Source organism: Mycobacterium sp. NPDC050853 (assembly GCF_040653875.1).
Classification (GTDB): Bacteria; Actinomycetota; Actinomycetes; order Mycobacteriales; family Mycobacteriaceae; genus Mycobacterium.
Map to the genome: position 1 here is coordinate 531,995 of NZ_JBFAGW010000002.1, position 20,022 is coordinate 552,016.

At 64.6% G+C, this 20,022-nt stretch carries 18 protein-coding genes and 3 pseudogenes; 3 read left to right on the forward strand and 18 right to left on the reverse strand.

The annotated features are described in order from the left end of the window. Position 1: 1 nt before the first annotated feature. From AB0H22_RS10890 to fdxA (AB0H22_RS10920), 7 genes and pseudogenes are all read right to left on the reverse strand, one after another. Entirely contained in the window at positions 2-550 is a 549-nt protein-coding gene (locus AB0H22_RS10890) for a DinB family protein (RefSeq protein WP_358146596.1), read from the reverse strand. Continuing rightward, positions 547-1,938: an acyl-CoA synthetase gene (locus AB0H22_RS10895; RefSeq protein WP_358146597.1), complete on the reverse strand. Its 1,392-nt coding sequence runs from the start codon at positions 1,936-1,938 to the stop codon at positions 547-549. Before AB0H22_RS10895 ends, AB0H22_RS10890 begins: the two co-directional genes overlap by 4 nt. A gap of 15 nt (positions 1,939-1,953) precedes the next feature. Next, positions 1,954-2,919 (reverse strand): proline dehydrogenase family protein, encoded by a 966-nt coding sequence (locus AB0H22_RS10900; protein WP_358146598.1) that lies wholly within the window; start codon positions 2,917-2,919, stop codon positions 1,954-1,956. After that, positions 2,912-4,579, reverse strand: a complete 1,668-nt coding sequence (gene pruA / locus AB0H22_RS10905) for an L-glutamate gamma-semialdehyde dehydrogenase (protein WP_358146599.1) — start codon at positions 4,577-4,579, stop codon at positions 2,912-2,914. Before pruA ends, AB0H22_RS10900 begins: the two co-directional genes overlap by 8 nt. 120 nt (positions 4,580-4,699) lie before the next feature. Then, complete coding sequence (dapC, locus tag AB0H22_RS10910) at positions 4,700-5,788, reverse strand: succinyldiaminopimelate transaminase (protein ID WP_358146600.1); 1,089 nt, start codon at positions 5,786-5,788, stop codon at positions 4,700-4,702. Between the two features lie 35 nt (positions 5,789-5,823). Continuing rightward, a complete protein-coding gene (gene fdxA, locus AB0H22_RS10915; protein ID WP_180752131.1) occupies positions 5,824-6,150 on the reverse strand; it encodes a ferredoxin in 327 nt (108 codons plus the stop codon). 134 nt (positions 6,151-6,284) lie between these two features. After that, a pseudogene (gene fdxA / locus AB0H22_RS10920) lies at positions 6,285-6,633 on the reverse strand (ferredoxin). Between the two features lie 145 nt (positions 6,634-6,778). On the opposite strand from fdxA (AB0H22_RS10920), the gene AB0H22_RS10925 reads away from it, so the two are divergent. Continuing rightward, entirely contained in the window at positions 6,779-7,333 is a 555-nt protein-coding gene (locus tag AB0H22_RS10925; RefSeq protein ID WP_358146601.1) for a PadR family transcriptional regulator, read from the forward strand. Further along, entirely contained in the window at positions 7,326-9,356 is a 2,031-nt protein-coding gene (locus tag AB0H22_RS10930; protein WP_180752129.1) for an NADPH-dependent 2,4-dienoyl-CoA reductase, read from the forward strand. The genes AB0H22_RS10925 and AB0H22_RS10930 overlap by 8 nt, the downstream gene beginning before the upstream one ends. A gap of 23 nt (positions 9,357-9,379) precedes the next feature. Here the strand turns inward: AB0H22_RS10930 and AB0H22_RS10935 are convergent, their stop codons facing one another. The 6 genes from AB0H22_RS10935 to AB0H22_RS10960 form a co-directional block, all read right to left on the reverse strand. Then, complete coding sequence (locus tag AB0H22_RS10935; RefSeq protein WP_358146602.1) at positions 9,380-9,688, reverse strand: antibiotic biosynthesis monooxygenase family protein; 309 nt, start codon at positions 9,686-9,688, stop codon at positions 9,380-9,382. 62 nt (positions 9,689-9,750) lie between these two features. After that, complete coding sequence (locus AB0H22_RS10940; RefSeq protein ID WP_180752127.1) at positions 9,751-10,053, reverse strand: hypothetical protein; 303 nt, start codon at positions 10,051-10,053, stop codon at positions 9,751-9,753. Then, on the reverse strand, positions 10,050-10,331 hold the full coding sequence (locus AB0H22_RS10945) for a hypothetical protein (RefSeq protein ID WP_180752126.1): 282 nt from the start codon (positions 10,329-10,331) through the stop codon (positions 10,050-10,052). Before AB0H22_RS10945 ends, AB0H22_RS10940 begins: the two co-directional genes overlap by 4 nt. Before the next feature lie 2 nt (positions 10,332-10,333). Next, positions 10,334-10,972, reverse strand: coding sequence for an MspA family porin (locus AB0H22_RS10950; protein WP_180752125.1), 639 nt, complete (start codon positions 10,970-10,972; stop codon positions 10,334-10,336). 80 nt (positions 10,973-11,052) lie between these two features. After that, positions 11,053-11,511 (reverse strand): hypothetical protein, encoded by a 459-nt coding sequence (locus tag AB0H22_RS10955; protein WP_180752124.1) that lies wholly within the window; start codon positions 11,509-11,511, stop codon positions 11,053-11,055. Positions 11,512-11,591: 80 nt separating this feature from the next. After that, entirely contained in the window at positions 11,592-14,165 is a 2,574-nt protein-coding gene (locus AB0H22_RS10960; RefSeq protein ID WP_180752123.1) for a bifunctional FO biosynthesis protein CofGH, read from the reverse strand. Between the two features lie 117 nt (positions 14,166-14,282). On the opposite strand from AB0H22_RS10960, the gene AB0H22_RS10965 reads away from it, so the two are divergent. Continuing rightward, positions 14,283-15,044 carry an O-methyltransferase gene (locus AB0H22_RS10965; RefSeq protein WP_180752122.1) on the forward strand — a complete coding sequence of 254 codons (762 nt, stop codon included), beginning with the start codon at positions 14,283-14,285 and terminating at the stop codon, positions 15,042-15,044. On the opposite strand, the gene AB0H22_RS10970 is transcribed toward AB0H22_RS10965, so the two are convergent. The 5 genes and pseudogenes from AB0H22_RS10970 to AB0H22_RS10990 form a co-directional block, all read right to left on the reverse strand. Next, the gene (locus AB0H22_RS10970) at positions 15,041-15,376 is read right to left on the reverse strand and encodes a hypothetical protein (protein ID WP_180752121.1); all 336 of its coding nucleotides are present in this window, start codon (positions 15,374-15,376) and stop codon (positions 15,041-15,043) included. The genes AB0H22_RS10965 and AB0H22_RS10970 overlap by 4 nt on opposite strands. Before the next feature lie 139 nt (positions 15,377-15,515). Further along, the gene (mshB, locus tag AB0H22_RS10975; RefSeq protein ID WP_358146719.1) at positions 15,516-16,337 is read right to left on the reverse strand and encodes an N-acetyl-1-D-myo-inositol-2-amino-2-deoxy-alpha-D-glucopyranoside deacetylase; all 822 of its coding nucleotides are present in this window, start codon (positions 16,335-16,337) and stop codon (positions 15,516-15,518) included. 11 nt (positions 16,338-16,348) lie between these two features. Then, positions 16,349-18,130 carry an ABC transporter family substrate-binding protein gene (locus AB0H22_RS10980; RefSeq protein WP_180752120.1) on the reverse strand — a complete coding sequence of 594 codons (1,782 nt, stop codon included), beginning with the start codon at positions 18,128-18,130 and terminating at the stop codon, positions 16,349-16,351. A gap of 47 nt (positions 18,131-18,177) precedes the next feature. Next, positions 18,178-19,701: pseudogene (locus tag AB0H22_RS10985) on the reverse strand (alkyl sulfatase dimerization domain-containing protein); the annotation flags it as partial. Next, a pseudogene (locus tag AB0H22_RS10990) lies at positions 19,695-20,015 on the reverse strand (nitroreductase/quinone reductase family protein); the annotation flags it as partial. The pseudogenes AB0H22_RS10990 and AB0H22_RS10985, both read right to left, overlap by 7 nt. Positions 20,016-20,022 lie beyond the last annotated feature (7 nt).

Sequence of the window (20,022 nt, forward strand, 5' to 3'; positions counted from 1 at the left end):
ATCACTGCCGGGCGTATAGGTCGCGCAGTAGCGCAATCTCCGCGCCGTGATGGATCAGCTCGCGGTTGATGTGCAGGACGAGCGTCGCGAAAGACCGGTGGCCCCATGGGCCCTCGGCGGGGCCGCAAGGAGTCAGCAGCCCGGCCTCATCCTTGCTCGCAATGCCCTCGCGCCATGCCGCATAGAAGTCGTCGAGCTGCTGTAGGGCACCCTCAGCCGTACCTGGGTAGTCGAAGGTCATGTAATCAACGGCCGGCCCGTTGAAGTGGCTGGCGATGCGTGCCCCGAGCACGCCTACCAGGATGTGGCCAAGCCGCCAGGCGATCGTGGTCACCGGTGCCGGGTCCGGCGGCGGGGCAGCGAATTCGATGACGAAATCGCCGGATCCTCCTACCAGTGGCGCATTCGAGGTGCCACGGGGACGCAGGCTCCAACAGTCGCGTACCGGCTCCCAGAAATACTCGTCGTCGGTGAGTCCGTCCAACCGCGGGCGCAGCTGGGTGCGCCAGTGCAATTCGATCTGATCCAGAAGTTCTTCGGTCCAGTTCATGTGATCAGCTCCCTTTTGAGGACCTTGCCCATGGCGTTCCGGGGCAGCGCATCCACCTTCCGCACCTCGCGGGGACGCTTATGTACCGATAGTTGTTGCGCTACGTAGCCAATGACGTCATCCTCCGCCACGTCACCGACAATGTAGGCGACGATGCGTTGCCCCAGGTCGTCGTCGGGAACTCCCACGACCGCTGCCTCCACGATCCCGGGATGCCCGAGCAGCACGGTTTCGATCTCACCGGCACCTATGCGGTAGCCACCCGATTTGATCAGGTCAACTGATTCGCGTCCGACAATGCGGTGCATCCCGCCCTCGTCGACGACGGCGACATCGCCGGTGCGATACCACCCGTCCTCCGTGAGCACCTCGGTGGTCTTCTCCGACAGGTTGAGATAGCCGCTGAACAGCGTTGGCCCCTTAACCTGTAGCTGGCCAACGGTTTCCCCATCATGCGGGGCTGCGGTGCCATCCTCACCAAGCAGGCGAGTCTGAACGCCCGCCAACGGATGACCGACCCAACCGGCGCGACGTTCGCCGTCGACGCGTGTGGAGAGCGTGATGACGGTTTCGGTGGCTCCGTATCGTTCGACGGGGGCCTGCCCCGTTAGTCGGCGCAGCTCATCGAAAACCGGCACCGGCAGTGGAGCACTACCCGATACCAGCAGCCGCGCGGTAGACAGTGCACGCGCGCAGGATTCGTCCGCCACTACCCGGGACCACACCGTCGGCACGCCGAAGTACAACGTGCCCTGCGCAGCCGCATAGGCCTCGGGTGCTGGTTTGACGGTGTGAATGAACCGATTTCCCACCCGCAACGATCCGAGCAGGCCGAGCACCAGACCGTGCACATGGAACAGTGGAAGCCCGTGCACCAGAACGTCATCGGGCGTCCACGCCCACGCGTCAACAAGTCCGTCGAGGCTGGCGGCCAACGCGCGTCGACTCAGCTGAACCCCCTTCGGTGCGCCGGTGGTCCCCGAGGTGTAGACGATGAGTGCCGTCGACTCGGGGCGCGGTTCTGAGTATTGATGCCAGGATCGGGCGTGCCGGCGCACCGGCACATGCGGCAATCCCTCTGGTTCATCCGGTGATTCGCCCAGCCAGGCGATCGCGCCACTGTCGGCAAGTATGTGGCGGCGTTCGGCCACTCCGACGTCCGCGGGTACGGGCACTATCGGCACCCCGGCGATGAGGCCGGCGATGACCGCCAGCACTGTCTCGACGCTCGGGCGGGCCAGCACGGCGACCGGTCCTGCCGCGCCCCCGATCCGCTCGGCGGCGGCGGTGGCAGCACCCACGAGGTCGCCGCGGCCCCAACTGTCCTCACCGATACGAACCGCATCCGCGAGGTCGGGCGCCGTGGGGTGAAGAGAGTTCAGCAGCATCTGGCCAGCCTAGAGCTACCCCCGGGAGAGCAGCGCGCGCAGGAAGAATGTCATGTTGGCGGGACGTTCGGCGATGCGCCGCACGAAGTACCCGTACCACTGCTCGCCGAACGGCACGTACACACGCATATGGTGGCCTTCACCGGCGAGTCGACGTTGTTCGGCATCGCGGATCCCATAGAGCATCTGATACTCGAAATCGCCCGGCCCTCTGCCTGTCTCGCGCGCCATCAGCCCTGCCGCGTCGACGATGGCAGGGTCATGCGAGGCCACCATGGGATACCCTTCGCCCTCCATCAGTACGCGCAGGCAGCGCAGGTAGGCGACATCGACGTCCTCGGGGTCTCGGTGCGCAACGGACTCGGGCTCGTCATAGGCGCCCTTACACAACCGGATGCGTGAGCCTTCGCCCGCGAGGTCCGCGCAATCGGCATAGGTGCGTTTCAGATATGCCTGGAGCACGGCGCCCAGCCATGGAAAGTCGGCACGCAGTTCACGCACGATGCTCAGCGTTGATTCTGTGGTGGTGTGATCCTCGGCGTCGACGGTGACCCACACACCGGCCTGATCAGCCTTGGCGCACAGCAGCTGTGCGTTCTCCAGGGCGATACGCTCCCCATCGCGCGGCAGCGCCTGCCCCAGGGCGGAGAGCTTGAGGGAGATTTCCAGCGGCCGTACGCCGGTATGCACGGTGTCACTGCGCCACGCCAAGGCATCCAGCAGTGACAGGTAGGCCGAAACCGTGCGAGTGGCCTGCTCGATATCGGTGGTGTCCTCCCCCAGGTAGTCAATCGAGATGAATCGCCCCGAGTCGAGCAGCGCCGTACCGGCCGCGATCACATCGTTCTGGGATTCACCGGGGACGAAGCGGCGCACCACCTGCCGGGTCAGCGGCATCCGTTCGGCGGTGTGCCGCAGCCGCCCCGATCTACTGGCCGCCAGGATGACGGGTCTCGCCGTTCTTCCGAACCATTCAGCCATCCCCACGCTCCCCGGCTGCTGGTCGTCGCGCAAGCGGCTCATCCATATGCGGGTATCGATATTCTGTTGGGGCGTTGAATGTTTCCTTGATGGTTCGCGGCGACAGCCAGCGCTGCAGATTGAGCGGCGATCCGGCCTTGTCGTTGGTGCCGGACGCCCGGCCGCCGCCGAAGGGCTGCTGGCCGACGACGGCACCGGTGGGCTTGTCGTTGACGTAGAAGTTTCCGGCCGCGAAACGAAGCCGGTCGCCTGCCACCCGAACGGCCTGCCGGTCATCGGCGATGACGGCACCGGTGAGTGCGTATCGCGAGCCGGTGTCGACGACATCGAGGATGCGCTCGTAGTCGTCGTCCGGATAGACGTGCACCGCCAGGATGGGACCGAAGTACTCGGTGGAGAATGCCTCGTCGGTCGGGTCGTCCGAGAGCAGCACGGTCGGCCGGACGAAATATCCTTCGCTGTCGTCGTATTCGCCTCCCGCGGCAATCGTCACCCCGGCGCTCTTGGCACGATCGATTGCGGCCGCATTGCGCGCGAAGGACTTTTCATCGATGACGGCACCACCGAAGTTCGAGAGGTCTGTGACGTCGCCGTAGGTCAGCGCGGAGGTGGCATCGAGGAATTCATCGCCCATCTGATCCCATACCGACCTGGCCACGAAGGCGCGGGAGGCTGCGGAACACTTTTGACCCTGGTAGTCGAAGGCGCCGCGAATAAGCGCTGTACGCAACACGTCTGGACGGGCCGACGTGTGTGCGACGACGAAGTCCTTGCCGCCGGTCTCACCGACGAGCCGCGGGTAGGTGTCATACCGGTCGATGTTGGCACCGACCTCACGCCACAGATGCTGGAACGTTCGCGTGGAGCCGGTGAAGTGGATACCTGCCAGGCGCGGATCGGCCAGTGCCACATCGGATACCGCGATCCCGTCCCCGTTGAGCAGGTTGATGACGCCGGGCGGTAACCCGGCCGCTTCGAGGAGCTCAAGGGTGAAGTGTGCGGCGAAGGCCTGGGTTATGGACGGCTTCCAGACCACGGTGTTTCCCAAAAGCGCTGGGGCCGTGGGGAGGTTGCCCGCAATCGCGGTGAAGTTGAATGGCGTGATGGCATAGACGAAGCCCTCTAGCGGCCGGTATTCCATCCGGTTCCATGCACCGCCGCCACTGTCCGGCTGCTCGGCGAGGATACGCCGCGCGAATTGCACGTTGAACCGCCAGAAGTCGGCCAGCTCGCAGGCCGAGTCGATCTCGGCCTGATAGGCGGTCTTCGACTGCCCAAGCATGGTGGCCGCGTTGAGCGTGGCACGCCATGGGCCGGACAACAGATCAGCGGCACGCAGGAAGACCGACGCCCTGTCATCGAAAGATAGTGCTGCCCAATCATTTTTAGCAGCAAGGGCGGCTTCTACCGCGTCGCGGGCCTCAGCATGTCCGGCGTTGGTGACGGTGCCCAGCACGGCGCGATGGTTGTGCGGCTGCACCACGTCGATGCGTTCGCCATCGCTCATCCGGCGAGCACCACCGACGACGTGTGGCAGGTCGATCGGCGTCGCGGCGAGGCTGGACAGTGCCGTAATCAATCGGTCGCGTTCGGGGTTGTTCGGCGCGTAGGTGAGCACCGGCTCGTTGGCGGGAGCCGGCACGTTGGTGATGGCATCCATGTGTCCAGCATCGTCCTGTTGCCCCGCGGGTGTCGAGGATTCCGGAGAATGCGCAACGAAGCACCAGGTGCCGGCCAAATCCGGCAGGACGTTACGTGTGGTAGCGCGGGTCTTCGACGGTCAGTCCGCGAGGCGGGCGACGGCGGCGTCGATGCGCTCATCCGTTGCGGTCAGTGCCACCCGAACATGTTCCCTACCGCGGGGGCCGTAGAACCGTCCGGGGGCCACCAGGATCCCCCGCCGTGCCAGATATGCCAGCGCGTCGTCACAGGAGTCACCTCGAGTGGCCCACAAGTACAGCCCAGCCTCGGAATGGTCAATCCGGAATCCATTACCGGTCAATGCCTTCGAGAGCTTGGCGCGGCGACCCTCGTAACGTGCGCGCTGGTCGAGCTGGTGTTGGTCCTCGCTCAGTGCCGCGGTCATCGCGGCCTGCACGGGGCCCGGCACCATCATCCCGGCGTGCTTGCGCACCGCGAGCAGCTCGCCGACCACCGATGCGTCACCCAATACGAAACCTGCCCGATACCCCGCCAGCGATGAGGTTTTGGACAGCGAGTGCACCGCCAACAACCCGGCCGCGTCGCCGTCGCAGACCCGGGGATCCAGCACCGAGACCGGCTCGGCGTCCCACCCGAGGCCGAGGTAACACTCATCGGAGACGACAAGAGCGCCTCGCTCACGTGCCCAGTCGACGACCTTGCGCAGATGCTCGACCGGCAGCACCGCGCCGGTCGGATTGCTGGGCGAGTTGAGATAGATCAGCGCGGGGTGCTGCGGTCCCAGCTGCGTCAGCGAGTCCGCCCGAACCGTGGGTACCCCGGCCAACCGTGCGCCCACTTCGTACGTGGGGTAGGCCAATTCGGGGATGACGATCAGATCGTCGGCCCCCAAGCCGAGCAGGGTGGGCAGCCACGCGATGAGCTCCTTGGTACCGATGACCGGCAGCACCGCATTGTCGGCCAACGGAATGACGCCATATCGGCGGGTCACCGATTCACGAATCGCCAGGCGTAGCTCCGGTGTGCCGGCGGTCGCCGGATATCCGGGCAGGTCGCCAGCCGCGGACAACGCCTCTCGGATCGGCGGCGCGACGGAATCGACAGGGGTACCGACAGAAAGGTCAACGATCCCATCGGGGTGCGCCGCAGCCGTCACCTTGACTTCGGCGATGGTGTCCCAGGGAAACTCAGGCAGCAAGGAGGACACAGCCGATACCCGGCGTCGAGACCCAGACGACGAGCTCAGTGTCCTTCACCCATGGGAGGAAGCTCCTTGACCGACGGCGGGTCGTATTCGGTCTTGCCGACCTTCGCGGCACCGCCGGGCGAGCCCAGGTCTACGAAGAAGTCGGCGTTGCCCTGGATGTAACCGGTCCACTGATCCGGCACATCGTCCTCATAGAAGATGGCCTCCACCGGGCACACCGGTTCGCAAGCACCGCAGTCCACACACTCATCGGGGTGGATGTAGAGCATGCGCCCACCCTCGTAGATGCAGTCGACGGGGCATTCTTCGATACATGCCTTGTCCATAATGTCGACGCACGGTTCCGCGATCGTGTAGGTCACGCAGGTCTCCTCGATGTCCAGTTCATGCGTTGCGGCCAGTATTCCGGTCCGCAGCTGTGCCCAACGACACAGGCTGTCCTAACTTGCCGGACCATCTAGCCGTTTCTACCGGTTACAGATACTTAGCTTATCGTTTAACTTGGCCTGGCGTCCAGCAGGCGTGCCCAGACCTTGCGCGGGAGTTGCGGGACGAGGGGTACGTCCCGGTCGATCTTGCCGGCCTTCCGCGCGCTGGACGTCGAATCGAGATCTGCGAAGAAGTCAGCATTCGCCCGCACGTAGCCACTCCACTCGTCAGGCACAGCATCCCAATAGAGGATCGCTTCCACGGGGCAAACCGATTCGCACACATTGCAATCCGTGCACTCGTCCGGGTGGATGCACATCGCCCGAGCACCCTCGTAGATGCAATCCAATAGGACACTCTTCGACACACGCCTTGTCCATCACGTCAACACACGGTTCGGCAATCACATACGTCACGAGAGAACCTCCTGGTGAGTTCCGGGCGACTACACGTTTCTAGCAGTTACAGTTACCGATGGCAACACTTAACTGACCTGCCGTATGCAGACTGTTGCACTGCAACAAGTTGCATAGGGGTCCCGTTCCGTGCCAACATGCTGCCGTGGCACTCACCCACGCCCTCTTGTTGTCCCTGGCCGAGCAGAACGGGTCGGGTTACGAGCTCACGCGCCGGTTCGACCGGTCGATCGGGTACTTCTACAGCGGCACCCACCAGCAGATCTATCGCACTCTGCGCCGGATGGAAGACGACAGCTGGTTGCGCTGCACGGTCGTCGACCAAGAAGGGCGGCCAGCCAAGAAGGTGTACGACGTTGCCGAGCTCGGCTATCGCGAGTTGTCCCGGTGGGTCAACAGCGCCGAGGGCACCGATATGCGCGACTTGGCTCTCAAGGTCCGCGCAGGCACCTATGGCGAGATTGAGGTTGTGGTCGAGAACATCCGCGTTCAACGCGACACACACGCCGTCATGCTCGATAACTACCGCCAGATGGAAAAACGCCAGTTTTCCGCTCCGGATCAACTCACCGGCGCGGCCCTGCACCAATATCTCGTCCTACGCGGAGGTGTCCGCATGGAAGAGGGCTTCATCGATTGGTGCGACGAAATGATCACTTCCTTGTCCACAGCCCGGACTGAAAGCGAGAATCATGAGTAACCCCTATCCAACCCTGCTGTCCCCCTTGGATCTTGGCTTCACAACGCTGAAGAACCGCGTCGTCATGGGATCCATGCACGCCGGCCTAGAGGATTTCCCCTGGGACACCCCGGCTTTGGCGGCATATTTCGCGGAACGCGCCAAGGGCGGGGTCGGCATGATCATCACCGGTGGATATGCCATCAACCGCGCCGCGTGGCTTAAGCCGCTGGCCGGAAAACTCACCACTTCTCTTGAGGCATACCGGCATCGGATCGTCACGAACGCGGTGCACAAGAACGGCGGCAAGATCATCGTGCAGCTCCTGCACGCAGGACGCTATGGATACCATCCATTCTCGGTCAGCGCGTCGAGCAAGAAGTCGCCCATCACCCCGTTCAAGCCTCGCAAGCTCAGCACCAAGGGTGTCTGGCAGACCATCGACGACTGGGCACACAGCGCCAAGATGGCCAAGAAGGCCGGGTACGACGGTGTCGAGATCATGGGCAGCGAAGGCTATTTCATCAACCAGTTCCTGGCGCCCTACACCAACAACCGCACAGATGAGTTCGGTGGCAGTCCGGAGAACCGGCGGCGGCTGGCGGTCGAGGTGGTCAAGAAGGTCCGCGAGGCCGTGGGCCCAGACTTCATCATCTGCTATCGGATGTCCATGGCGGACTACGTACCCGACGGCCAAACCTGGGACGAGATCGTGGCGCTCGCCAAGGAGATCGAAGCCGCCGGTGCAACCATCATCAACACCGGTATCGGCTGGCATGAGGCACGGGTGCCCACCATCGTCACCTCGGTCCCGCAGAACGCATTCGTCGACCTGTCCAACAAGATCGCCCAAGAAGTCAGCATCCCGGTAATGGCCTCCAACCGGATCAACATGCCGCAGTCCGCCGAGCAGATTCTCAACGACGGTCAGGTGCAATTGATTTCGATGGCCCGCCCACTGCTGGCCGACCCGGACTGGGCCAACAAAGCATCGGCTGATCACGCCGACGAGATCAACACCTGCATCGCCTGTAATCAGGCCTGCCTTGACCATTCGTTCGTGAACAAGAAGGCCAGCTGCCTGCTCAACCCCAGGGCAGGTCACGAGCTGACGCTCAAGCTGCTGCCCACCCGCCACACCAAGAAGGTCGCGGTAGTCGGCGCCGGACCCGCCGGGCTGGCAACCGCGGTGAGCGCCGCGCAGCGCGGACACAAGGTCGTGCTGTTCGAGGCCAACGCCGAGATCGGCGGCCAGTTCGATATGGCGCGGCGCATCCCCGGTAAGGAAGAGTTCAACGAGACCATCCGGTACTACACCGCCATGCTCAAAAAGTACGACGTCACAGTGCTTTTGAACAAGAAGGTGGACGCCCAGGAACTCATTACCGGCAAGTTCGATGACGTCATCCTCGCCACCGGCGTGAAGCCGCGCGTTCCCGCGATCCCCGGTATCGACCACCCGATGGTGCTCTCCTACCCGGAGGTCATCAAGGGGGGTAAGCCCGTCGGTAAGCGGGTGGCAGTCGTCGGCGCGGGCGGTATCGGCTTCGACGTCTCAGAGTTCCTGACGATCGACGAGTCACCGACGCTGAACCTCAAGGAGTGGCGCGCCGAGTGGGGCATCTCGGAGGAACACGATTCCCGCGGTTCGCTCACGAAACCCATTCCGGCTCCGGCGGTTCGCGAGGTCTATTTGTGCCAGCGCAAGAAGGGCTCGCTGGGCAAGGGCCTCGGCAAGACCACGGGCTGGGTACACCGGGCATCGCTCAAGGCCAAGAAGGTTACGGAGCTTGCGGGGGTCAACTACGAGAAGATCGACGATGCCGGGCTGCACATCAGTTTCGGTGAGGAGCGCAAGGACCCGCGCGTTCTCGAGGTCGACAACGTGGTGATCTGCGCGGGCCAGGAATCGGTGCGCGATCTGGAGGACGTGCTGAAGGAAGCCGGAGTCACCGCGCACGTCATCGGTGGGGCCTTACTCGCCGGCGAGCTTGATGCCAAGCGCGCCATCAGGCAGGGCACGGAGCTGGCCGCCAAGCTGTAGTTTCCCTCGCGAGCAGACAGGGGCTACATCTCCAGGGCGACCTCGTACACCGCCGGGTAGGCAACCGCACCGAACTCGGCGGCGGCTTCGCGAACCATGGTTTGAAACCGGTCACCGCTCGTGGCCGTGGTCAACGCTTCGATGCTCTCCCAGGTCGCAATGTTCACGAGCTGAAACCGAGCGCCCGGCACCACCGCCCGGTGTATCCGGAACGACAGGAACCCCGGCTGCTCGGTCATGAACTCAGCCCGTTTCCGCCATCCGGCGAGGAACGCGTCGACTTTCTCTGCGGCGACTTCGAAAACGTTGATGAAGACGATCGGCTCACTCATGCACCCAGCGTGCGCCGACTCGCAAAACATGTCAATGCGACTGACAAATGCGCGGAGAGTGGCTATCGCGTAGGCGCCCCGGTGGGGCTTTCCAGCTTCCCGTCTCCGATACCGGCACCCGCCTTGACACCGCCCGGTGGCGCCGGCGCATCCACCCCCGCGGAGATCTTGGGGCCACGCGACGGACCCGACATCAGCACCGGTAGTTGCGTCCCTCGCGACGGACGCAGTGCAGGAAGCTGCCCGGGCACGAAGACCGGGTTGTAGGGCGCCGGATTCGGAGGCGGTGGCGCGGCGGTGACAGGCGCGGCAAGTCCGATCGCAAGTCCGGCGATAATCGTTGCCACACAGAGTGATCGAATCACGGTGTTACTCCTTCTGACAGTCCACGAGGGTCCTCCAGCTGCCCGCCGGTCATCCCGGCGCCGATCCGAGTGGTGTACCCGGAGTCGACACCGGCCGAGATCCGGGCTCCGCGCGGCGGTGCCGGGGATAGTCCGAAAGGCGGCTGGGACGCAGTGGCCGCATAGTTGGGCGTCCCACCGGGCACCGGAATAGGTACTGCGGGGTTCGGCTCTCCTGCGGCCAGTGGCGCCCAACACAACGAGCACACCAAGAGTGTTGCGGCGCAGACGAATTTCATCGTCAGATCTTGATCGGATCGCCGTAGACGGCGAACTCGGTGTGACCGGTCTCGGTCGAAGCACGCAAGGAGGCGAATGAGCGGATCGTCACGTCACCACCGCAGGCGTCGGCCTTCACGTGCACGTTGTCCAAGTCCAGTGCCCCCGTACCACCATGGGAGAGCACCATATTGCCCATCGGCAGGTTGACGATGACACCAGGCTGCACCACGGTCTGCACGAACCCACTCACCCCGGCGCTCCCACCCACTCCCACTGAGGGGGTGGGAGCCACACCTAGGCTCACTGACGGGGCGATACCTGCCGATCCGCCGAGCTGCAAACCCGAGGAAACATCGGACTGGCAACCGAGTTGGTAGCCGATGACGAAGAGGCTGTCGGTGATGGGGTTGGTGCCGCCGTTCGCCGTCGCAGTGCCCGACAGGGTGATGAACGCCTCGCGTGAGTTGGTGGCCGCCGCCAGATTGGGCACCGGGTTCACACGTTCGTTATCGAGCCGGATCTGCAGCTGCCAGCCGTCCCGGGTCGTCCTCGAATAGGACTGCGGCGCCATTTCTCTCGGCTCAGCGTTGGCCGGGGCGGCATCGGGAAACCCAAGCATGGCAACGATGAAACTTGTCGCTACAAGGCGGGCAATCACGAACATCACGATGCCCAAAACGACCCACGGAGTTAACTCACCGCAAACCAGTCAGTCAGGTGCGGACAGAGACCGTCAACTTACCGGTATCCCTCACAGTCGCGGCGCGGATGCAGCTCGTGGCACAACCGGCCCTCCCCTGGGCGCGTCGGCACGATCTCCGTCGGCGCTACCTCCGTCGGTGCGACCGGCGCGGGCGTCTCAACCACCACGGTGGTTTCGATGACGGTACTGATCACGGTCGGAGGCGGCGGCGCTACCGGCACCGAACTACTTGGCGCAGCCGGACGTTCGGTTGTTGACGTCGCCGGGGCCGGTGTCGCCGGCTCCTCAACCTTGTCGACCTCCACCAGGGCCAGGACCAGCGCCACCACAATGGCCACGCCCGCTGCTGCGCAGATGATCCACACCCAGCGCCAAGAGCGATCACGCACGAGGATTTCGGAATCATCGGCCTCGGAGTACGCGGTTGAAGGCGAGTCCAACGGCCGCTGGGTAGTCGGCGGCATCGACCCCTCATCGGGCGGGATACTGGTCATCAGGGCACGAGGCTATCTCGCCGAGCGTGAACCTGTGGCGGAGATTCTCGAGAAATCCCGCCATGGCTTCACGCTCGGCGTCAGGCGGCGGACGGCCGCCGCGAGTAGGTGGTGGTGCGTTCCACCGCGGGACGTCCAATACCCTCCGCGATCTCCTGCAGCTCGGCGATGGTTTTGGCAGATCCGTGTTCGGAGCCGGCCATCCTGGAGATGGTTTCCTCCATGAGCGTTCCGCCGAGATCGTTGGCGCCGCTTTGCAGCATCACTCGGGTGCCTTCGATACCGAGCTTGACCCAGCTGGTCTGAATGTTGTCGATACGCCCGTGCAGCATGATGCGCGCCAGCGCATGTACGACCCGGTTATCCCGATTTGTGGGCCCCGGGCGGGCGGCGCCCGCTAGGTACAGCGGTGCGCTCTGGTGCACGAACGGCAGCGGCACGAACTCGGTGAACCCGCCTGTGCGGTCTTGAATTCCGGCGAGAACCCGCAGATGCCCCACCCAATGTTTGGGAGTGTCGACGTGCCCGTACATCATGGTCGAGCTGGACCGTAGCCCCACCTCATGCGCGGTGCTGATGACGTCGATCCATTCGGAGGCGGGCAACTTGCCCTTGGTCAGCACCCACCGAATCTCGTCGTCGAGGATCTCGGCGGCGGTGCCCGGGATGGTGTCCAGACCTGCGGCACGCAGCTCGGTCAGCCAATCACGCACGCTCTGACCACCTTTGGAGGCGCCATTGACGATCTCCATCGGGCTGAAGGCATGTACATGCATGCTGGGCACCCGCTTCTTGACCGCGCGCACCAGGTCGGCGTACCCGGTCGCAGGCAGTTCCGGGTCGATGCCGCCCTGCATGCAGACCTCGGTGGCTCCGGCGACATAGGCTTCCCACGCCCGTTCACCCACCTCCTCGGCAGACAGGGAGAACGCGTCGTCATCACCCTTACGCTGCGCGAACGCGCAGAAACGGCAACCCGTGTAGCAGATGTTGGTGAAGTTGATGTTCCGGTTCACCACGTAGGTGACGTCATCGCCGACCACATCGATGCGGATCGAATCAGCGAGCGCGGCAACGGCATCCATCGCAGGCCCTTCGGCTGTCGCGAGCGCCAGATACTCGTCATCGCTGCATCCGGCCGGATTCCGCTCGGCCGAACGTAAGGCCGCCAACACATCGGAACTCACCTTCTCCGGTGCCCGCGCGTTCAGTTCTCGTACATGTTCGCGGATCGACTCCCAATCCCCGAACGCACTCGCCAGGTCGCTGCGGGTATCGGTATTGCGGCCCTCCGAATCGATGGCCGCGTGCAAATCGACCCGGCCCGTGGACTCCCACGTCTCGTCGGGCTCCTGCCACGGCGACCCCGTCGGCGAAACATCCAGGGCGTAACCGGTTTCCGGGTCTGCCAGGGCCTCCACGTGCCCACGCACCCGAGGATCGATCCACGCCGACCCGGCCTGCACGTACTGAGGCTGCGCCGTCAGACGCTGCACCAGGTCGTATCCGGCTTCCGCCGTCACCGAAGCCAAATCCTCCAACGCCGGCCACGGCCGCTCGGGGTTCACATGATCGGGGGTCAGCGGCGACACCCCACCCCAATCGTCCACTCCGGCACCTATCAAGGCCAGGCATTCGCTGCGGGACACCAGATTCGGCGGTGCTTGCACCCGCATCTTGGGACCCAATACCAAACGGGTCACCGCGATCGTCGCCAGGAAATCGTCAATATCGGCATCGGGCACCGTCTGCATCGCGGTATCGGATTTGGCTCGGAAGTTCTGCACGATCACTTCCTGAACATGACCGAACTCTTTGTGCACCTTGCGGATCGCGTGAATGGTCTCCGCACGCTCGGTCAGATCCTCGCCGATCCCAACCAGCAGCCCTGTCGTGAACGGGATCGACAGCCGGCCCGCATCGGTCAGCGTCCGCAGCCGCACGGCAGGGTCCTTATCGGGGCTGCCGTAGTGCGCCTCACCGCGGGTCTCGAACAACCGGCGCGAGGTTGTTTCCAACATCATGCCCATCGACGGCGCCACCGGCTTGAGCCGCGCCAGCTCCGACCAGCTCATCACCCCCGGATTCAGGTGCGGGAGCAGACCCGTCTCCTCCAACACCCGAATCGACATCGCCCGCACATAGTCCAGCGTGGTGTCATAGCCGCGCTCATCGAGCCACTGCTTGGCCTCCGGCCAGCGGTCCTCGGGCCGATCCCCCAGCGTGAACAAAGCCTCTTTACATCCCAATTCGGCGCCACGGCGGGCAATATCCAGAATCTCGTCTGGCTCCAGATACATACCCTGACCCTGGGCGCGCAGCTTGCCCGGAACCGTCACGAACGTGCAGTAATGGCACTTGTCGCGGCACAGATGCGTGACCGGGATAAACACCTTGCGCGAATACGAGATCGGAAGACGGCCCAACGCACCCAGGCGGCCCGCAGACTCCAACCCGGCATCACGCACCCGCGCGGCACTGGCCATCAGATCGGCCAAGTCCTCACCACGCGCAGTAAGAGCCGTCGCGGCCTCGTCGACGTTCAACACCACGCCGTCTCGTGCGCGACGCAACACCCGTCGCAGCGCCGCAGAGGACACCGCCTTCTTAGCGGGAAACGCAGGATTCGGCAGCGGCTTTACGTCGTCGGGCACGCCTGTACAACCGTCGGTCACCCCCAGATCATCCGCCCGTACCAAAAAGCCGACCACTCGGGGGCTCATCAACGGGGCCACCCTGCGGAAACGCCAGGGATCGCTAGGCTGATATCCGTGAGTCTCACCAGAACCCTTAAGCAGAAACTTCCGTTTCTGCGGTATTCATTTCTGCGGGCGGTATTCGGCGGTTTGACCGTCATGCGCACCGGTCAGATGGGCGATGGCCGCGAGGAGGCCACCGCCGAGCACGTCATCGCCACCGCCCCGGCGGGGGATGTCGACGCCGCCATCGAGGCCATCGACAACTTCGCGTACGACCAATCGATCCTGATGAATGTCGGCGACGAGAAGGGGCAGCTGCTCGACGCCGCTGTCACGCGCGCCAACCCGAAGATCGCCCTGGAGTTGGGCGCCTACTGCGGGTACAGCGGCCTGCGGATCGCTCGTGCGGCTCCGGGCGCCAAGGTGTTCTCCATAGAGAAGTCCGGCGCCAACGCCTCGGTCGCTCGCCGGGTCTGGTCGCATGCCGGCCTGGCAGACCGTGTCACCTGCATCAACGGCACGGCCGACGACGGCACCACCCTGAACGCACTGACCAAGGACTACGGGTTTACCGAAGGATGCCTGGATTTCGTGTTCATCGACCACTGGAAGGACGTGTATCTCGACGACCTGCAGCGGCTGATGGAACGGGGCTGGTTGCATCCCGGGACGATCGTGGTCGCCGATAACGTCGGATTCCCCGGCTCCCCCAAGTACCGCGCGTACATGAAGGAACAGCAGGGCAAGCTCTGGCAGACCGTCGAGCACGAGACCCATGTCGAGTACCAGACGTTGGTGAAGGACTTGGTTCTCGAATCCGAGTATTTGGGCTAGCCGTTCGCGCGACGCAAGACATACGCCGCGGGCAGCACGCCGACCACCATCAGCAGAAGGGGCCAGAGCCCGGCGAAGACAACATCGCCGCCCGGCCCACCGAAGAGCAGCAGCGTCGTGGTCGCCACGAACGCCCAGAGCGGCGCGCCCGCCCACCGCGGCGACGGCGCCCACTGGTCGGCGCACCACACCAGCAGCACGTTGAGCACAGCGCTAATGATCAGACCGAGCGGAACAAGCACCCCGCCGATCCGCAGATTCAGGAGAGCGGCGCCGAGGATGGCGCTGATGATCCCGTCGACAATGAGCGCGGTCAGGACGAACGCGCGCAAGAAACCGTTCAGGCGTCTAGATCGGGATCGAGTCGAGCTGAGCCGCCAGCGAGCCGACGACCCATTGGAAATTATCCAGCCGGTCTTGCCAGTGCTGCTGGTTGGGATCCAGGTCTTGATCGGGTGGCATGGGTCGAGCTTACAACTCCACCCCGGCGAACAGATCGGATTCCCACCCGCTGTCGACGCCGCGCACACCACGCACCAGCACGAAATGTTCGGTGTCCGCGATGGGCAACGCGATCAGGTTCGACAGCGCCAACGCGGTCCCGTCTTCGGAGACCGTGAGCTGGGTGGCATGCGCGCGCAGCGCCGCAGCCTTTGCACCGCGGTGGGCCGATACGTCGATGGCGGCGCTGATCTCCTCGTCGGCATAGGTGGGTATGAGATCGACGGGTGCCGGTTCACATCCCGGAGGGAGCTGCGTCATTGCTGCGAGTCCTGCATCCAACGCGCTGGTTGCGATGACGGTCCAGTACAGCTTGGACACCTGCCAGGTGGCCTTCTTCACAGCAGCAGTGGTCACCAGGTGTGCCTGGATGTGATCGGGATGCCCGTATCCACCGAAGGGGTCATAGGTGACGATGACCTGCGGGCGGTGCTCCTCAATCAACGCAGTCAGCGCCGCCACCGCCTCGCCCATGTCGGCGCCGGCAAACGCCCGTGGATGCAGCGGTCCGGTGTCCGCCATGCCGGAGTCACGCCAATGCCCCGCACCACCCAGGAACGTGGGCTCATTCACACCGAGATGCCTTAGCGCGGTGGATAATTCAGCGATCCGATACCCGCCGAGTTGATCGGCGTGATCGACGGCCAACTGTGCCCAGCGCTCGCCGATCACCTCGCCTTCCTCACCGAGGGTGCAGGTCACCACGCGGACGTCGGCACCTTCGGCGGCATACCGCGCAATAGTGCCGCCGGTCGTGAGAGATTCATCGTCGGGGTGAGCGTGGACCAGCATGAGTCGTCGGGTCATGGGCGTGTCTTCTTCCACTCCCCGGCCGTCGCGACGATACCCACCGGGACCGCGCCGGTCAGCTCGACATTCTGCACGCTGGGCCCCGCCGCGGCGATCGTGGTGTCCTGCATGATCGGCAAAACCGTTGCCATCTTCCACAATTGAGGCTCGGCCTGATCGACGATCTTGCCCACGTCAGCGTGACCGGTCAGCGCGGCGTCGATACCGGCTTGCAGTCCCTCATCGCACAACCCGGTGAGATTGCTTGGGGCACGGACAGATTCTTCCCTCGACGGCGGAGACGGCGTATTGCTCGCCGGCGGTGGAGGGGGCGTGGTGGTGCGGGTATCGGGCACCTTGCCCGACTGCAGCGCCGGGCAGCCGTACCGAGAGGCCAGCACGGTGGCCAGATCCCCACCGGACTGATGCCAGCCGACGATGGCGTCGACACGACCATCCGGAATCGCCTGGCCATACAGCGTGGGCGGATCGAGGGCGAGGACAGTGGCCCGCACCCCCGCATTGCTCAGCTGATCGGCGGCGGTGTTGGCGACGGCGACCGAGGTCGGATCGTTGGCGGCAGCGCCGATGACGAGCCGCAGCGGCTCTCCGTCTTTGGTGATCTGCGCGGGACCCGCTGGTGCGCCGGGTGGTGGGGGCACCTCGACCGCCTCGTACCCGGCCTCCGTAAGCAACGCGAGGGCGGCGTCACGGGTGAGGGCGACGGGCGCGGTGGGCTTGTATCCGGGATCCGAGGGAGAGCGCACCTGCGCCGCTGCCAGGGTGACGGCGTTGTCGTTCCCCGCGGCCACCGCTGCCAGCAGCCCGATGTCGAGCAGACCGAGCAGCCCCCGGCGCACCTTGGAATCGGTGAGCGTCGGCTGCCCGGCGCGCAGCGTCAGCTGCAGGGTCCGCGGTGCGACGATCCGTGCGGTCCGCACGCCGGGAATGTTGGACAACTGGGCGAAGGTCACCGCGCTGCCATGTACCTGAGCCACTTGGGTGTCCCCGTTGCGAACGGAATCCGCCAATACCGTCGGAGCACCCGCGCGACGGAACAGGATCTCGTCCGGAATCGCTTGGGCTGCCCAGTACCGGTCGTTACGGGCCAGCAGGATCTCGTCCCGCTGAGGGTCGATCGCGTCCACCCGGAATCGTCCCCCGGAGGCGGGCATCGACTTGACCAGCCCGGAGGCGAAGCCGCCCGGGATGTCCTTCACGATGTGCGCGGGCAGCAAGTCGGTGAACAGCTCGCGCCAGGCCGGGTACTTGTGGTCGAAGGTGACAACCACACGCTTGCCACCGTCGCGCGACTGGACATCGGTGATGTTTCCGTAGCCCGCAGGGTCGACAGTCCCGGGCTGGGTGAGCATCTGTTGCCACAGGTAAGAGAAGTCATCGGCCCCGATGGGTGCGTTATCGGTCCATTGCGCCTCGGGGCGGATCGTGTAGGTCACCGTGAACGGCTCCTGGCTGGTTTCCTCGGCGGATACCAGCAGCGTCGGGTCCAGCTCCCAGCGTGAGCCGGTGGTGGTCGCGGAATCGGGCACCGGGCGGAACGCACTGGGCAGCACCAGCGAGCTGATCGCCGAATTCACCGGCGACTGATCGGACAACAGATGCGGGTTGAATCCCGCGCCGATCGAATCGATACCCACCACGATCTGCTCTTTCTTGGGTGGTGGCGGCGTCGTGGAGTCGGTTGTTTCACTGCCCTGCACGGCCGGAGGCGCACTGACGGTGCACCCGGCGAGGAGCACGGCCCCAGCCAGGGCAGCGAGTCGCGACGTGAGCATGAGGACCAACCTTAGTTACCCGCCACATGCACCTGCGCCCCAACTGGTTATGGGGTCACGATCGCGAAGTCTGGATCCGGCTGATCAAGCACCGCGACCAGCCGCACGAACCCGCCTGCATCACCGTCGACGGTGATGTCGCCTGAGGCGAACGCCTGGGCAGGATCGCCGCCGCCGAGTAGCACCGCGATCAGGGCGGGTCGGGTGAGGGTGAAGGTCACATCGGCGGAGGGCAGCGATGTCCCGGACGGGCGTGGGTAGTGCACCAGCACCCCGTTGCGCAGCTCCAGACGATGGACACGATCCTCGTCGGTGAAGTGCCAGTCACTGACGAACCGTTCATTCCACGCCTTGGGCCCGTTGACGCGGAGCGCGAGCGCATCGAAGACCTGGTCGATGGTCAGCGCAGCGAGCATGGTCGGCGCGTTGGTCGCGATCGGGGTCCCGACGCTCCCGTGACGCAGCTCATGGGCACCCATCAGGTAGAAGTTGCGCCACGGCGCGTTTTCCGCGCCATATCCGAGCTGTTCAAAACAGCTGGCTTGCAATGCTTTTGCCGGCTCATTGGCGGGGTCGGCGAAGATCACATAGTTGACCACCTGCGCCACCCAGCGATAGTCGCCTTCATCGAATGCCTTGCGCGCCTTACGCAGCACCTCGTCGGCGCCACCCATAAAGTCCACGTGTCGTTGCGCGCCGGCCACCGGCGGATGTTCCCAGAGATGCGCGGGATTGCCGTCGAACCAGCCCATGTAGCGCTGATAGATGGCCTTGACGTTATGGCTCACCGAGCCGTAGTAGCCGCGGGCATGCCAGGCGCTGGCGATGGCCGGAGGCAGTTGAAAGGTTTCAGCGATCTCCGAACCGACATAGCCCTGGTTCAGCTGGCGCAGCGTCTGATCGTGCAGGTAGGCGTACAGGTCACGCTGCAGGGAAAGGTATTCCACCAAACGTTCGGTGCCCCAGGTGGGCCAGTGGTGCGATGCGAACACCACATCGGAGTCGTAGCCGAACAGGTTGATCGACTCGGTGAGGTAGCGCGCCCACACATGCGGATCGCGGACCAGCGCGCCGCGTAACGTCAGCAGATTGTGCAGGGTGTGAGTGGCGTTCTCGGCCATGCACAGAGCTCGGTGCGCCGGGAAGTAGAAGTTCATTTCGGCCGGGGCCTCGGTACCGGGGGTGATCTGGAAGACGATGCGCACACCGTCGACGGTCTCCTCCTGCCCGGTGTGCGTGATGTCCAGTGTTGGCGCGATCAGGGTCACGGTGCCGATCGAATTGGTTTGTCCGAGACCGGACCCCACCTGCCCGAGCGGCCCCCTGGGCAATACCGCTCCGTACATGTAGACAGCACGGCGGGTCATGGCGGTGCCGGCGTAGACGTTCTCGGCGACGGCGTGCTCCAGGAACCCGGCGGGCGCGATCACCGGACAACGCCCTGCCGCCACATCCTCATTCGTGGTGACCCCGAGCGCACCGCCAAAGTGGTCGACATGCGAATGGGTGTAGATCAACCCGGTGACGCTCCGGTCGCCGCGGTGGCTGCGATACAGCGCGAGTCCGGCAGCTCTCGCAGTCTTGCTCGTGCATCGTCCTCAGGCAGCAGGTGCGCAGTACCGGTGCGCCACTGATCGCGGATGCGTAGCCGCACCGCGGGGTTGGCTTTGATGTTGCGGACGTAATCCGAGTGCTCGCCATGCTCGGAGACCAACCAGAACTGGTTGTCGACGAGGCGACCGCCGACAGCGGTGTTACGCGGCTGCCCGCTCTTCCTGCCGATGGTCTCGAGCATGGTGACCGGCGCGCGCCGGCCGACGGGGTTGACGACGTACTTCTGCACCGTGTGCACCACGCGCCGCTTGACGGCGTTGAAGTCGGCCACGTAGTGC

Excerpts from the sequence above, each read along its gene's own strand:
- AB0H22_RS10890 (WP_358146596.1), bottom strand. The coding sequence starts at position 550 with ATGAACTGGACCGAAGAACTTCTGGATCAGATCGAATTGCACTGGCGC.
- AB0H22_RS10895 (WP_358146597.1), bottom strand. The coding sequence starts at position 1,938 with ATGCTGCTGAACTCTCTTCACCCCACGGCGCCCGACCTCGCGGATGCG.
- AB0H22_RS10900 (WP_358146598.1), bottom strand. The coding sequence starts at position 2,919 with ATGGCTGAATGGTTCGGAAGAACGGCGAGACCCGTCATCCTGGCGGCC.
- pruA (WP_358146599.1), bottom strand. The coding sequence starts at position 4,579 with ATGGATGCCATCACCAACGTGCCGGCTCCCGCCAACGAGCCGGTGCTC.
- AB0H22_RS10930 (WP_180752129.1), top strand. The coding sequence starts at position 7,326 with ATGAGTAACCCCTATCCAACCCTGCTGTCCCCCTTGGATCTTGGCTTC.
- AB0H22_RS10935 (WP_358146602.1), bottom strand. The coding sequence starts at position 9,688 with ATGAGTGAGCCGATCGTCTTCATCAACGTTTTCGAAGTCGCCGCAGAG.
- AB0H22_RS10945 (WP_180752126.1), bottom strand. The coding sequence starts at position 10,331 with ATGAAATTCGTCTGCGCCGCAACACTCTTGGTGTGCTCGTTGTGTTGG.
- AB0H22_RS10955 (WP_180752124.1), bottom strand. The coding sequence starts at position 11,511 with ATGACCAGTATCCCGCCCGATGAGGGGTCGATGCCGCCGACTACCCAG.
- mshB (WP_358146719.1), bottom strand. The coding sequence starts at position 16,337 with ATGCTGGTCCACGCTCACCCCGACGATGAATCTCTCACGACCGGCGGC.
- AB0H22_RS10980 (WP_180752120.1), bottom strand. The coding sequence starts at position 18,130 with ATGCTCACGTCGCGACTCGCTGCCCTGGCTGGGGCCGTGCTCCTCGCC.